This window comes from Nocardioides sp. BE266, from assembly GCF_031457855.1.
Taxonomy (GTDB): domain Bacteria; phylum Actinomycetota; class Actinomycetes; order Propionibacteriales; family Nocardioidaceae; genus Nocardioides.
On sequence record NZ_JAURTI010000001.1, the window covers coordinates 557,649 to 569,904 of the forward strand.

Here is a 12,256-nt window from a genome sequence, read left to right on the forward strand (position 1 = left end):
TGCCATGCGCACCTTCACCTCGCTCGACGACGTCGCCGCGGCCGCCGGGACCGAGATCGGCACCAGCGAGTGGCTGGTGGTCGACCAGGCCCGGATCGAGGCGTTCGCCGACGCGACGCTGGACCACCAGTGGATCCACGTCGACGTCGACGCGGCCGCCGCGGGGCCGTTCGGCACGACCATCGCCCACGGCTTCCTCACCCTGAGCCTGCTCCCCCACTTCGCCTCGGAGGTGTTCCGCCTCGAGACCCCGGGAGCCCGGCTCAACTACGGCCTGGAGAAGGTGCGGTTCCCGAGCCCGGTGCCTGTCGACAGCAAGCTGCGCTCCCACGTCCGGTTCGGCGAGGTCCGCGACCTCCCCGCCGGCAAGCAGCTCATCGTCGAGCACACCGTCGAGATCGAGGGCCACGACAAGCCCGCCTGCGTCGCCCAGCACGTCGTGCTGCTGCTCGCCTGATCACTCCGGCCAGAACTCAGCGCGACAGCACCGCCTTGGCGAACACCTCGAGCACGTCCTGCGGCTGCGCGGCGAGGTAGGCCTCGCCGCCGGTCGCGTGCGACATCTGCTTCAGCGCGGCCAGGTCGGCGTCGCCGCTGATCGCGATGCCGACCAGCCGCACCGGACGTTCCGGGTCGCGCAGCGCCTTCAGCTGGGCCAGCAGGGCCGGCAGGCCGATCGACCCGGGGTCGTCGTTCTGGCCGTCGGTCAGCAGCACCACGGCGTTGGAGTAGTGCGGCCGGTAGCTGCGCACCGCCTCCTCGTACGCCGCCAGCGCGGTGTCGTAGAGCCCGGTGCCGCCACCGGTGAGGCTGGACAGCTCGTCCACCCGCTGCCGCAGGGCGTAGCGTTGGGTGCGACCGAACCGCAGGTCGTCGAGCCTCCGGATCGGCTCGAGTTCGCGCCAGTCCTGCGAGGGGCCGCCCTTGTCGATGGAGAAGATCCACAGGCCGACCCGGGCGTGGTCGGGCAGGAACGACAGCCCGATGCCCGCGGCGTCGGCGAGCAGGTCCATCCGGGTGCCCTGCCCGGCGCTGAAGTCCATCGACCCCGAGGCGTCGACGACCGCGAGGATCGAGGAGGGCACTGCGAGCGTGCGCCACGACTGCACGGTGCTGGAGATCGCGCCGCCCGACGGGGTGTGCAGGATCGTCGTCACCCCGGAGGTGGGCGAGCTGCGGTCACCGGTGGCGCGCAGCCCCTGGGCGTTGAGCTCGGCGCGGCCCTCCGGGCTGCCCAGCCAGTCGGCCAGGCTGCGGGCGACCTCGCGGGCGGCCGGCGGCGCGTCCTCGCTGACCGCCAGCGGGAAGTCGAGGACCGGTGCGCCGACGGCCGGGGTCAGGTCGCGCAGGTCGGTGCGGCCCTGCGCGGCGGCCAGCTCCTGCTCCGTGGTCACCACGAGCCGCGGCGAGCTGCGGGGGAACATCACCGGCGTGACCTCGTCGTCGTCCCCGCGCGAGCGGCGGGCGCCGTACGTCTGCGCAAAAGGTACGACGACCTGGCGGGCGTCGGCGGCGCTGCGGCCCACGGCCCGGGCCTCCGCCTGCGGTGCGACGACGGCGAGCGTGCCGGCGACGGACGACTCGGGGTCGGGCACCGACACCAGCCCGGAGCCCTCGGCGTCGCCCCAGGAGTCGAACTGCTTCGCGGCCGAGCCGCCGACGAGGAGCACGGGGGTGTGCGCCAGTGACCGCGCGACCACGCGCGGTCTCACCCGGCCGATGTAGGCCTGGGTGGTCAGGTAGCGCGACTCCGGGATCCAGATGTCGGGCAGCGCGCCGCCCAGTGAGACGCCCTTGGCGACGTCGACCCCGGGCCGCATGTCGGGCTCGACGCGCGTGCACTCCGGCGCGGACTTCTCGAGCGCCATGAGCACGGTGCCGTAGAGCTCCGGCCCGACGGTCACCTCGACCGTGTCGTAGGCGCCGCACGTGTCGGCGTCGGCTGCGGACGTGCCGCCGCGCGACATCAGCAGGTAGGCCGCGCCGCCACCGACGACGACCCCGGTCACCAGCAGGAGGACTACGAGGACAGGTGTCCTCATGCTCGCGCGGCCCCCGTCGCGCTCGTCGACATTCGTCATTGGGACCCCCCAGCCCTCGAGACATCGCGACGCTAGGGCGCGAAGGTAAAGGCGCGGGGGGTTACCGCCGGGTCTTCGCCAGAGTTGGTGACGACCGATCGGTCAGGAAATCGTCAAGAAATCCGGCCGAGGACGAGGTCGCTCGGCGTGAAGGACGCGCCGTCCCCGATGTCGTACCCGCCGTCGAGGGATGCCAGCGCGCGGTCGAAGCGCTCGGGCTCGTCGGTGAGCAGCGTGAACAGGGGCTCGCCCTCGGTGACCTCGTCGCCCGGGCGGGCGTGCCAGACCACGCCGGCGCCGGCCTGGACCGGGTCCTCCTTGCGGGCGCGACCCGCGCCGAGGCGCCACGCCGCGAGGCCGACCGCCATCGCGTCGAGCCGGGTCAGCGTGCCGCTGGCGGGCGCCGCGACGACGTGCGACTCCTTCGCCTCGGGCAGGGCGGCGTCCGGGTCACCTCCCTGCGCGCGGATCATCGCCTTCCACGCGTCCATCGCGGAGCCGTCGGCCAGCTTGTCGGCCGGGTCTACGTCGTCGCGGCCCGCGCCGGCGAGCATCTCGCGAGCCAGGGCGAGGGTCAGCTCGACCACGTCGGCGGGGCCGCCGCCGGCCAGCACCTCGACCGACTCGGCGACCTCGATCGCGTTGCCGGCGGTCAGGCCGAGCGGGGTGGCCATGTCGGTGAGCAGGGCGACCGTGTGCACGCCGGCGTCGGTGCCGAGCGCCACCATCGTCTCGGCGAGCTCGCGGGCGGTGTCGAGGTCCTTCATGAAGGCGCCGCTGCCGACCTTGACGTCGAGCACCAGCGCGCCCGTGCCCTCGGCGATCTTCTTGCTCATGATCGAGCTGGCGATCAGCGGGATCGCCTCGACCGTGCCGGTGACGTCGCGCAGGGCGTAGAGCTTCTTGTCGGCCGGGGCGAGGCCGTCGCCCGCCGCGCAGATCACCGCGCCGACGTCCTCGAGGATGGAGAACATCTCCTCGTTGCTCAGCAGCGCGCGCCAGCCGGGGATCGACTCGAGCTTGTCGAGCGTGCCGCCGGTGTGGCCGAGGCCGCGACCGGAGAGCTGCGGCACCGCGACGCCGCACGCGGCGACCAGCGGGGCCAGGGGCAGGGTGATCTTGTCGCCGACGCCGCCGGTGGAGTGCTTGTCGGCGGTCGGGCGCGAGAGGGTGGAGAAGTCCATCCGCTCGCCCGAGGCGATCATCGCGGCGGTCCAGCGCGCGATCTCGGTGCGGTTCATGCCGTTGAGCAGGATCGCCATCGCGAGCGCCGACATCTGCTCGTCGGCGACCTCGCCGCGGGTGTAGGCGTCGATGACCCAGTCGATCTGGCTGTCGCTGAGCTCGTGCTTGTCGCGCTTGGCGAGGATGACCTCGACGGCGTCGTGGGCGGGCATCAGGTGCTCTCTTCCTTCTCTGCTGCGTGGTCCGCTACGTGGGCGAGGTCGTCGGGTCCGAAGGCGTCGGGCAGCACCTCGGACATGGGCTTGATCCCCGAGACGGTCCAGACCAGCAGGTCACGGCCCCCGTGCTCGAAGAGCAGCTGGCGGCAGCGGCCGCACGGCATGATGATCTCGCCGTCGCCGTTCACGCACACGAAGTGGGTCAGCCTGCCCCCGCCGGTGGCGTACAGCTGCGACACCACCCCGCACTCGGCGCACAGCACGACGCCGTAGGCCGCGTTCTCGACGTTGCAGCCCACGACCACGCGGCCGTCGTCGACCCGCGCGGCGGCACCGACGGCGTACTTCGAGTACGGCGCGTAGGCACGCCCCATCACCTCGACAGCGGCGGCCCTCAGCGCGTCCCAGTCCTTCTGCTCCACCCTGTCTTCCACGCGGCAACTATCTCGCACATGCGGAAGAGATGGTCTTCGGCAGTTTCCGCCGAAAGATGTCCTGCGACTTTTAGGTCTCAAACGCATTTCAGTACGCCGTATCTGCGTGACGCGTGGCGTAGGTGCAGGCATCATGACGCCCGAAAGCTGACCCCACCCCGGGGTGCACGAATTTGGAGGCATTTGTGTTGAAGACGAGGAAGGTCGTCTCGAGCGGCCTCGTGGCGCTCCTGGCGGCCGCGACCCTTGCTGCGTGTGGTGACGCGCCCGAGGATGACAACACCGGCGGCAGCGGGAGCGAGGCCAAGAGCGACTTCCAGCCCTGCATCGTCTCCGACGCGGGCGGTTTCGACGACAAGTCGTTCAACCAGCTCGGCTACGAAGGTGCCCAGCAGGCCGCCGACGAGCTCAAGGTCGACCTGATCAAGGTCGAGTCCAACAGCGAGAACGACTTCGCCCCCAACCTGGAGAGCCTGGTCGGCCAGGGCTGCGACGTCATCGTGACCGTCGGCTTCGCCCTCGCCTCCGCGACCAAGGAGTCGGCCAAGGCCAACCCCGACATCGAGTACGTCCTGATCGACGACTCCGCCGACGGCGGCGACGACGGCGCGACCTTCGACGGCAAGGCTGACGTCGAGAACATCAAGCCGCTCCTCTACAACACCGCCCAGGCCGCCTTCCTGGCCGGCTACGCGGCTGCCGACTACACCAAGACCGGCAAGGTCGGCACCTACGGCGGCATGCCCTTCCCGACCGTCACCATCTTCATGGACGGCTTCAAGCAGGGCGCCGAGTACTACGCCAAGGAGAAGAAGAAGGACGTCGAGGTCGTCGGCTGGGACGGCAAGAACGGTTCCTTCACCGGTGGCTTCGAGGCCAACGAGGCCGCGACCAGCACCGCCAAGCAGATCCTCGACCAGGACGTCGACGTGATCCTTCCCGTCGGTGGCCCGATCTACCAGGGCGCGATCACCGCGATCGAGGACTCCGGCAAGGACATCGCCATGCTGGGCGTGGACGCCGACCTCTACGAGACCGACCCCACCACCCAGGACTACGTCATGACGTCGATCCTGAAGAACATGAAGGTCTCGACCTACGAGGCGATCATGGCCGCGGGTGACGACACGTTCGACTTCGCGCCCTACGTCGGCACGCTCGAGAACGACGGAGTCGGCATCGCGCCGTTCCACAACTTCGAGTCCAAGGTCAGCCCCGAGCTGGCTGACGAGCTCGAGACGGTCAAGGCCGGCATCATCGACGGCTCGATCAAGGTGAACTCCTACCTGGGCTGATCACCACCACGCTCCACCTGAGGGGGAGGCCGACGGGTTCGTCGGCCTCCCTCTTCTCTTGCCCCGCCACTTGCCAGAGTGCGGCCCCGAGGTTTGGCACATCTTTGGCCAGACCACTGGTCCGGTGGCGGTTAACCTTCCCCGCGGCCACCTCCCGCGCGCCCGCTCGTACCATCCCCCGGGGCTGACCCCCCGACCATTCCGACCCCTAGGATGCGATGCCATGAGACTCGTCCTGCGAGGCATCACCAAACGCTTCGGCAGCGTGGTGGCCAACGAATCGATCTCCCTCACCGTCGAGCCCGGCGAGATCCACTGCCTGCTCGGTGAGAACGGCGCCGGCAAGTCCACGCTGATGAACGTGCTCTACGGCCTCTACAAGGCCGACGAGGGCGAGATCGAGCTCGACGGCAAGGTCCAGCACTTCACGGGTCCCGGCGACGCCATGGCGGCCGGCATCGGCATGGTCCACCAGCACTTCATGCTCATCCCGGTGTTCACCGTCGCCGAGAACGTCATGCTCGGCAACGAGACCACCGGATTCGCCGGCACGCTCGACCTCGACGAGGCCAGCAAGCGGGTCACCGAGATCTCCGAGCGCTTCGGCTTCCACGTCGACCCCGACGCGGTCGTCGAGGACCTCCCGGTCGGCGTGCAGCAGCGCGTGGAGATCATCAAGGCGCTCTCCCGCGACGCCGAGCTGCTCGTCTTCGACGAGCCGACCGCGGTGCTCACGCCCCAGGAGACCGACGAGCTGATGGACATCATGCGCCAGCTCCGGGAGGCCGGGAAGGCCATCGTCTTCATCACCCACAAGCTCCGCGAGGTCCGCGAGGTCGCCGACCGGATCACCGTCATCCGCCTCGGCAAGGTCGTCGGCGAGGCCGACCCCAAGGCGAGCAACGCCGAGCTCGCCTCGATGATGGTCGGCCGCCCGGTCGAGCTCGTCGTGCACAAGGACGCCCCGAAGCTGGGCGACGACGCGCTGGTCGTGAAGGACCTCCGCGTGATCGACGCCGCCGGCCACAAGCAGTGCGACGGCATCAGCTTCACGATCAAGGGCGGCGAGGTCCTCGCCGTCGCCGGCGTGCAGGGCAACGGCCAGACCGAGCTCACCGAGGCCCTCCTCGGCCTCCAGGACAACGTCAGCGGGTCGATCACCCTCGACGGGATCGAGCTGGTCGGCAAGTCCACGCGCAAGATCCTCGACGCGGGCGTCGGCTTCATCCCCGAGGACCGCCAGGTCGACGGCCTGGTGCCCGGCTTCACCATCGCCGAGAACCTCATGCTCAACCGCAGCTTCAAGTCGCCGTTCGTGAAGAACGGCGCCCTCAGGATCGGCGCGCTGCGCGCCTTCGCGGAGAAGAAGCTGAAGGAGTACGACGTCCGCGCCCGCGACATCGACTCGCTGGCCGCGAACCTCTCGGGCGGCAACCAGCAGAAGGTCGTCGTGGCCCGCGAGCTCTCCCGCGACCTGCGGCTGCTCGTCGCGGCCCAGCCCACGCGTGGCGTCGACGTCGGCTCGATCGAGTTCATCCACAAGCAGGTCGTGGCGACCCGCGACAGCGGCATCCCGGTCCTCGTGGTGTCCACCGAGCTCGACGAGGTCGTCGCCCTCGCCGACCGGATCATGGTGCTCTACCGCGGCCAGATCGTCGGCATCGTGCCGGCCGACACCCCCCGCGAGACCCTCGGACTGATGATGACCGGCGAACGCCCGAAGGACCTGAAGGACGTGGTCGCGTGACCGACACCGACAAGCCCCAGCCCGAGCACCCCGACGCGGGCAAGGACACCGCGACCGAGACCCCCGAGACCCCCGAGACCCCCGAGGCTCCCGAGGTCGACCCGCACGACGTCCGCACCGAGCGGTCCCGTTCGGTCCTGCGTGAGATCGCCTCGGGCGACGCGCTGGCCGGCGTGCTCGCGGTGTTCCTCGCGGTCTTCGTCGGCTCGGTGATGATCGCCGCCACCGACGCCGACGTCCGCGAGACGGCGAGCTACATCACCGCGCGCCCCTCCGACTTCTTCAGCGCGCTGTGGGACGCCATCTCCGGCGCCTACACCGCGATGTTCCGCGGTGCGGTCTACAACAACCTCGTCGACGACCCGGCGCAGCAGTGGCGCCCGCTGACGGAGAGCCTGAAGTTCGCGGGCCCGCTCATCCTCGGCGGCCTCGGCGTCGGCATCGCCTTCCGGGCGGCGCTGTTCAACATCGGTGGCCGCGGCCAGATGCTGATCGCCGGCGGTGCCGCCGGCTACATCGGCTTCAAGCTCGACCTGCCGACGATCATCCACCTGCCACTGGCCATCCTGGTCGGCATGGCCGCCGGCGCCCTGTGGGCCGGCATCGCCGGCCTCCTGAAGGCCCGCACCGGCGCCCACGAGGTGATCCTCACGATCATGCTCAACTACGTCGGCTACTACCTGCTCTTCTGGGCGCTGACCAAGGAGTGGCTGCTGGCGACGCCCGGCTCGGCCAACCCCAAGTCGCCGCCCATGAAGGAGACGGCGATCCTGCCGAAGGTGCTGGGCGACCGGTTCAACCTGCACCTCGGGTTCGTCCTGGCGCTGGTCGCCGTCGCGGCCGTGTGGTGGCTGCTCAACCGGTCCACCCTCGGCTACCGGATCCGCGCGGTCGGCGAGAACCCGCACGCCGCCCGTGCCTCCGGCATCAACGTCGGCAAGACCTACACGGTCGTGATGATGATCGCCGGCTCGCTGCTCGGCCTCGCCGGCATCAACCAGGTCCTCGGCACCGTGACCAGCGGTGTGTCGCTCGACCTCGACGCGTCCATCGGCTTCGACGCGATCACGGTGGCCCTGCTCGGCCGCTCCCGGCCCCTCGGGATCCTCGCGGCCGGCCTGCTGTTCGGTGCTCTCAAGGCCGGCGGCTTCACCATGCAGGCCTCGGAGAACATCTCCGTCGACCTGGTCCTGGTCGTGCAGTCGCTGATCGTCCTCTTCCTCGCCGCGCCGCCCCTGGTGCGCGCCATCTTCCGGCTCCCCAACAAGGAGGCCAAGTGAGCACCGTGACCCAGCCGCCCACCGACCAGGGAGGCCTGGCGCCCGACACGGCGATCACGCCGACCCCTGGCTCCGGGGCGAAGAAGCTCCCCATCATCCTCGGGGTGCTCACGGCACTGCTGGCCGTCGTGCTGCTCCGCTCGTCGCACGCCGGTGACACGACGTTCCAGCTCGCCGTCGACACCGATTTCGTCAAGCTGCCCGACATCGTGGTCCCGTCCATGGCCACGGCGTGGGTGATGGTGGTGGTCTGCCTCGCGCTCACCGTCGAGTCCGTACGCCGCATGCTCGCTCGCGACGGCCAGCCCCGCTGGGTCCCGATCGTCTTCGCCATCGCGTGGATGACCGGCTTCCTGAGCTGGGCCGCGGCCGACGACCGGATCCGCGTGGTCAGCCTGCTCGGCGGCGCGGTCGCCCTGGCGATCCCGCTCGTCTTCGGAGCGCTCGGCGGCGTGCTCGGTGAGCGCGCCGGCGTGGTCAACATCGCGATCGAGGGCCAGCTGCTGTTCGGCGCCTTCGCGGCGGCGATCACCGCCTCGCTGACCGGCTCCCCGTGGGTCGGGCTGCTCGCCGCGATGGTCGCCGGCGCCCTGGTCGCGCTGATCCTCGGCCTGTTCGCGATCACCTACTTCGTGGACCAGGTCATCGTCGGCGTCGTCCTCAACGTGCTCGTGGTCGGCCTGACCAACTTCCTGTTCCGGCAGGTGCTGACCCCCAACGCGGAGTCGCTCAACTCCCCCGACCGGTTCTCGCGGATGCCGATCCCGGTGCTGGGCGACATCCCGCTCGTGGGCCCGATCTTCTTCCGCCAGACCGCGCTCGTCTACGTGCTCTACATCGTCGTCGCGCTGGTGGCCTACGCCCTCTACCGCACCCGCTGGGGCCTCCGGGTCCGCGCGGTCGGCGAGCACCCCAAGGCCGCCGACACGGTCGGCATCAAGGTCAACCGCACGCGCTACCGCACCATCCTGCTCGCCGGTGCGATCGCCGGCATGGGTGGCGCCTACTTCAGCCTCGTCTCGGTCGCGGGCTTCAACCGCGAGATGACCGGCGGCGCGGGCTACATCGCGCTGGCGGCGGTCATCTTCGGCAAGTGGGACCCGATCCGGGCCACGCTCGCCGCGCTGCTCTTCGGCTTCGCCTCGAACCTCCAGGGCGTGCTCTCCGCGATCGGCTCCCCGGTGCCGAGCCAGTTCATGCTGATGCTCCCCTACCTGGTGACGATCTTCGCGGTGGCCGGCCTGGTCGGTCGCTCGCGGCCGCCGGCGGCGGACGGCGTCCCCTACAAGCAGCAGTAGCAGCCCCTGCATGGACCCCTCGAACGACCTCACGACCGCGGACCTCGCGCACCTGCGACGGTGCGTCGAGCTCGCCCGTGAGGCGTTCGACGCGGGTGACGAACCGTTCGGCTCGCTGCTCGTGGACCCCGACGGCGTCGTGCTCCGCGAGGACCGCAACCGCACGTCCGGCGGCGACGAGACGCTTCACCCCGAGCTCGAGCTCGCCCGGTGGGCGGCGTCCCACGTCGACGCGGACCTGCGCCCGCGCTGCACGGTCTACACCTCGGGCGAGCACTGCCCGATGTGCTCGGCCGGCCACGCGTGGGTGGGACTGGGCCGGATCGTGTACGCCGCCTCGACCGAGCAGCTGACCGGCTGGCGCGTGGGCTGGGGACTCCCCGCCGGGCCCGTCGTCCCGCTGCCGATCACCGCGGTCGCGCCCGGCATCCCGGTCGCCGGGCCCGCGGGCGAGCTGGAGGACGAGCTCCGCGAGCTCCACCGCCGGCAGGCGACGCGTTAGGGATCGGACGCGTCGACGGCGCGGGGGTGGGTACCACGGTGGTGCCGGCCCCGTGCGACCCTGCGGGGGTCGGACACTCGGAGGTTCTGATGACGGAAGACCACCTGGCCGAGGCGGCGGCGCGCTATGCCTCGCTCTTCACCCACCACCCCCAGGCGGCGTGGTCGCTCGACGGGCGCGGCTACTTCACCGACGCGAACTCGCACACGGTGGACATGACCGGCCTGAGCCTGGACCAGCTGAGGCAGGCACACTTCGGCGAGGTCATCCATCCCGACGACCTGGACCTCTTCCAGGAGGCCTTCCACAGGGTGATGGCAGGTGAGCCGCAGCTGCTCGAAGGACGCGTGATCGACGCCGACGGCGAGGTGACCGACATCCGCTGCACCGCCATCCCGGTCGTCGTCCACGACCAGGTCGTCGGGGTGCACGGCATCAGCGAGGACGTGACCGAGGCCAAGCGGGTCCTCCGCGAGCTCGAGGAGGCCAACGCCGCCAAGACGCTGTTCCTCGCCACCGTGAGCCACGAGGTGCGTACGCCGCTCGCGGCGCTGGTGGGCGCCACCGAGCTCCTGATGGACACCGACCTGGCGCCCGAGTCGGCGCACTACGCGAAGATCGTGCACCGCTCGAGCGAGCGGCTGATGCGCCTGGTCCACGACATCCTGGAGTTCTCCGGCCTCGAGGCCCACCAGACAGTGCTGCACCCGCGGCCCTTCGGGATCCGCGCCACTGTCGCCGACGTCGAGGGCTGGGCCGTGCCCCTGGCCGAGAGCCGTGGGCTGACGGCGTCCTTCGTCGTGGACCCGTCCGTCCCCGCCCAGCTGGTCGGCGACTGCCGGCGGATCAGCCAGGTCGTCACCAACCTGGTCCACAACGCGATCACCTTCACCGAGGACGGCGGCGTCGAGGTCTCGGTGACCGCTGAAGGTACGCCGTCGGGGCCGTGGGTCGAGTTCACCGTCCGCGACACCGGCGTCGGGATCGCCGAGGACCAGCTCCCCGGCCTGTTCTCCCCCTTCCGGCAGGTCGACCCGCACGGTGCCGGCGACCGCAGGGGCATGGGCCTGGGCCTGGCGATCAGCCGCGAGCTCGTCGACCTGATGGGCGGCCGGCTGGGCGCGACGTCCACCCCTGGCGAGGGCAGCACCTTCACCGCGGCCGTACCCCTGGCGCCCGTCGGAGCGACGACATCCCCCATGTGAGCGATTCGCCCGCCGCCCGCCGGGGTGCACGCTGAGAGATGCGCGGCCGGGCGGGGGCCCCGCCGCATCTCTTGGGGGGAACCATGTCCGATCCGACCGCACCAGAGATCGCCCGTCGCACCTACTCCGGCATCCGCCTCGGGGTGGTGATGGTCATCCTCGCCCTGGGCTTCGCGGTGTGGCGAGAGATCGCCAGCTCGCCGAACGCCTGCGTCCAGCGCTCGCTCAGCGCGTACTTCTACACACCGGTCCGTCCGGTCTTCGTCGGCGCGCTGCTGCTCATCGGCTTCGCCTTCATCGTGATGTGGGGCAAGACGGCCCTCGAGGACGCGGTGCTGAACATCGCCGGCCTCCTGCTGTCGGTGGTGGCGCTGGTCCCGACGCTCGACGCCAACTACTGCAGCGTGCCCGCGGCGGCGGGTGGCGGCGAGGCGACGTCAGGGGCAGCGCAGATCTCCGACAACGACCTCATCAAGGCCAACGCCGACACGGTCGCGCGCAGCTTCACCGCGCTGCTCTTCGCACTCGTGGTGATCCTGGTGCTCGTCGCGGTCCTGACGCTGAAGGCATGGGCCGACGGCAGGACGCCGAGCCCGGCGATGAGGGTGGCCTACATCGCGACCTGGCTGGCGGCAGCGGTCGTGGTCGCCCTGCTCTACGTGCTCTACCTCGACGCCGACGACCCGGACAGCGCGTTCAACCAGGACGTCCACGGCTGGTCCGCGAACATCGCCGTCGGCCTCGTCATCGTCGCGGTCTTCCTCGCCGCGAAGGAGAACAGGAACGACCCGCAGCGTCACCGCTGGTTCTGGCTCTACGGCTCGCTCGGCGTGGCCATGGTCGTGACGGCCGTCGTCTTCAAGGGCGGCGACAAGGTCGGCCTCTTCTCCGGCTGGCTCGACTCCCACGCCACCTTCGTGGTGGAGGCCATCCTGATCGCCTTCATCGCGGTCTTCTGGATCTTCCAGACCATCGAGCGGCGCAAGGACCGCGCCCCGACGTACTAGGGCC

11 protein-coding genes are annotated in these 12,256 nt (G+C 70.5%); 8 read left to right on the top strand and 3 right to left on the bottom strand.

What is annotated here, in order from left to right:
• Positions 1 to 4 precede the first annotated feature (4 nt).
• A complete protein-coding gene (locus tag J2X46_RS02740; RefSeq protein ID WP_310246596.1) occupies positions 5 to 457 on the top strand; it encodes a MaoC family dehydratase in 453 nt (150 codons plus the stop codon).
• 16 nt (positions 458 to 473) lie between these two features.
• Here the strand turns inward: J2X46_RS02740 and J2X46_RS02745 are convergent, their stop codons facing one another.
• From J2X46_RS02745 to J2X46_RS02755, 3 genes are all read right to left on the bottom strand, one after another.
• Positions 474 to 2,081: a substrate-binding domain-containing protein gene (locus J2X46_RS02745; protein WP_310246597.1), complete on the bottom strand. Its 1,608-nt coding sequence runs from the start codon at positions 2,079 to 2,081 to the stop codon at positions 474 to 476.
• A gap of 113 nt (positions 2,082 to 2,194) precedes the next feature.
• The gene (locus J2X46_RS02750; protein WP_310246599.1) at positions 2,195 to 3,478 is read right to left on the bottom strand and encodes a thymidine phosphorylase; all 1,284 of its coding nucleotides are present in this window, start codon (positions 3,476 to 3,478) and stop codon (positions 2,195 to 2,197) included.
• A complete protein-coding gene (locus J2X46_RS02755) occupies positions 3,478 to 3,918 on the bottom strand; it encodes a cytidine deaminase (RefSeq protein ID WP_310246601.1) in 441 nt (146 codons plus the stop codon). The genes J2X46_RS02750 and J2X46_RS02755 overlap by 1 nt, the downstream gene beginning before the upstream one ends.
• Before the next feature lie 185 nt (positions 3,919 to 4,103).
• Between J2X46_RS02755 and J2X46_RS02760 the strand changes: the two genes are divergently transcribed.
• The 7 genes from J2X46_RS02760 (at position 4,104) to J2X46_RS02790 (ending at position 12,252) form a co-directional block, all read left to right on the top strand.
• On the top strand, positions 4,104 to 5,213 hold the full coding sequence (locus J2X46_RS02760; RefSeq protein WP_310246604.1) for a BMP family ABC transporter substrate-binding protein: 1,110 nt from the start codon (positions 4,104 to 4,106) through the stop codon (positions 5,211 to 5,213).
• Positions 5,214 to 5,436: 223 nt separating this feature from the next.
• A complete protein-coding gene (locus J2X46_RS02765) occupies positions 5,437 to 6,960 on the top strand; it encodes an ABC transporter ATP-binding protein (RefSeq protein WP_310246606.1) in 1,524 nt (507 codons plus the stop codon).
• Positions 6,957 to 8,240 carry an ABC transporter permease gene (locus J2X46_RS02770; RefSeq protein ID WP_310246608.1) on the top strand — a complete coding sequence of 428 codons (1,284 nt, stop codon included), beginning with the start codon at positions 6,957 to 6,959 and terminating at the stop codon, positions 8,238 to 8,240. Before J2X46_RS02765 ends, J2X46_RS02770 begins: the two co-directional genes overlap by 4 nt.
• A complete protein-coding gene (locus J2X46_RS02775) occupies positions 8,237 to 9,538 on the top strand; it encodes an ABC transporter permease (RefSeq protein ID WP_310246609.1) in 1,302 nt (433 codons plus the stop codon). The genes J2X46_RS02770 and J2X46_RS02775 overlap by 4 nt, the downstream gene beginning before the upstream one ends.
• A gap of 10 nt (positions 9,539 to 9,548) precedes the next feature.
• Complete coding sequence (locus tag J2X46_RS02780) at positions 9,549 to 10,040, top strand: nucleoside deaminase (protein WP_310246611.1); 492 nt, start codon at positions 9,549 to 9,551, stop codon at positions 10,038 to 10,040.
• Positions 10,041 to 10,129: 89 nt separating this feature from the next.
• Positions 10,130 to 11,245 carry an ATP-binding protein gene (locus J2X46_RS02785; protein ID WP_310246613.1) on the top strand — a complete coding sequence of 372 codons (1,116 nt, stop codon included), beginning with the start codon at positions 10,130 to 10,132 and terminating at the stop codon, positions 11,243 to 11,245.
• An 83-nt stretch (positions 11,246 to 11,328) separates the two neighbouring features.
• The gene (locus J2X46_RS02790; RefSeq protein WP_310246614.1) at positions 11,329 to 12,252 is read left to right on the top strand and encodes a hypothetical protein; all 924 of its coding nucleotides are present in this window, start codon (positions 11,329 to 11,331) and stop codon (positions 12,250 to 12,252) included.
• The last annotated feature ends 4 nt before the right edge of the window (positions 12,253 to 12,256 follow it).

What these genes read in the sequence shown, in the direction of transcription:
- J2X46_RS02740 (WP_310246596.1), top strand. Translation starts at nt 5, where the DNA reads ATGCGCACCTTCACCTCGCTCGACGACGTCGCCGCGGCCGCCGGGACC.
- J2X46_RS02745 (WP_310246597.1), bottom strand. Translation starts at nt 2,081, where the DNA reads ATGACGAATGTCGACGAGCGCGACGGGGGCCGCGCGAGCATGAGGACA.
- J2X46_RS02750 (WP_310246599.1), bottom strand. Translation starts at nt 3,478, where the DNA reads ATGCCCGCCCACGACGCCGTCGAGGTCATCCTCGCCAAGCGCGACAAG.
- J2X46_RS02765 (WP_310246606.1), top strand. Translation starts at nt 5,437, where the DNA reads ATGAGACTCGTCCTGCGAGGCATCACCAAACGCTTCGGCAGCGTGGTG.
- J2X46_RS02780 (WP_310246611.1), top strand. Translation starts at nt 9,549, where the DNA reads ATGGACCCCTCGAACGACCTCACGACCGCGGACCTCGCGCACCTGCGA.
- J2X46_RS02785 (WP_310246613.1), top strand. Translation starts at nt 10,130, where the DNA reads ATGACGGAAGACCACCTGGCCGAGGCGGCGGCGCGCTATGCCTCGCTC.
- J2X46_RS02790 (WP_310246614.1), top strand. Translation starts at nt 11,329, where the DNA reads ATGTCCGATCCGACCGCACCAGAGATCGCCCGTCGCACCTACTCCGGC.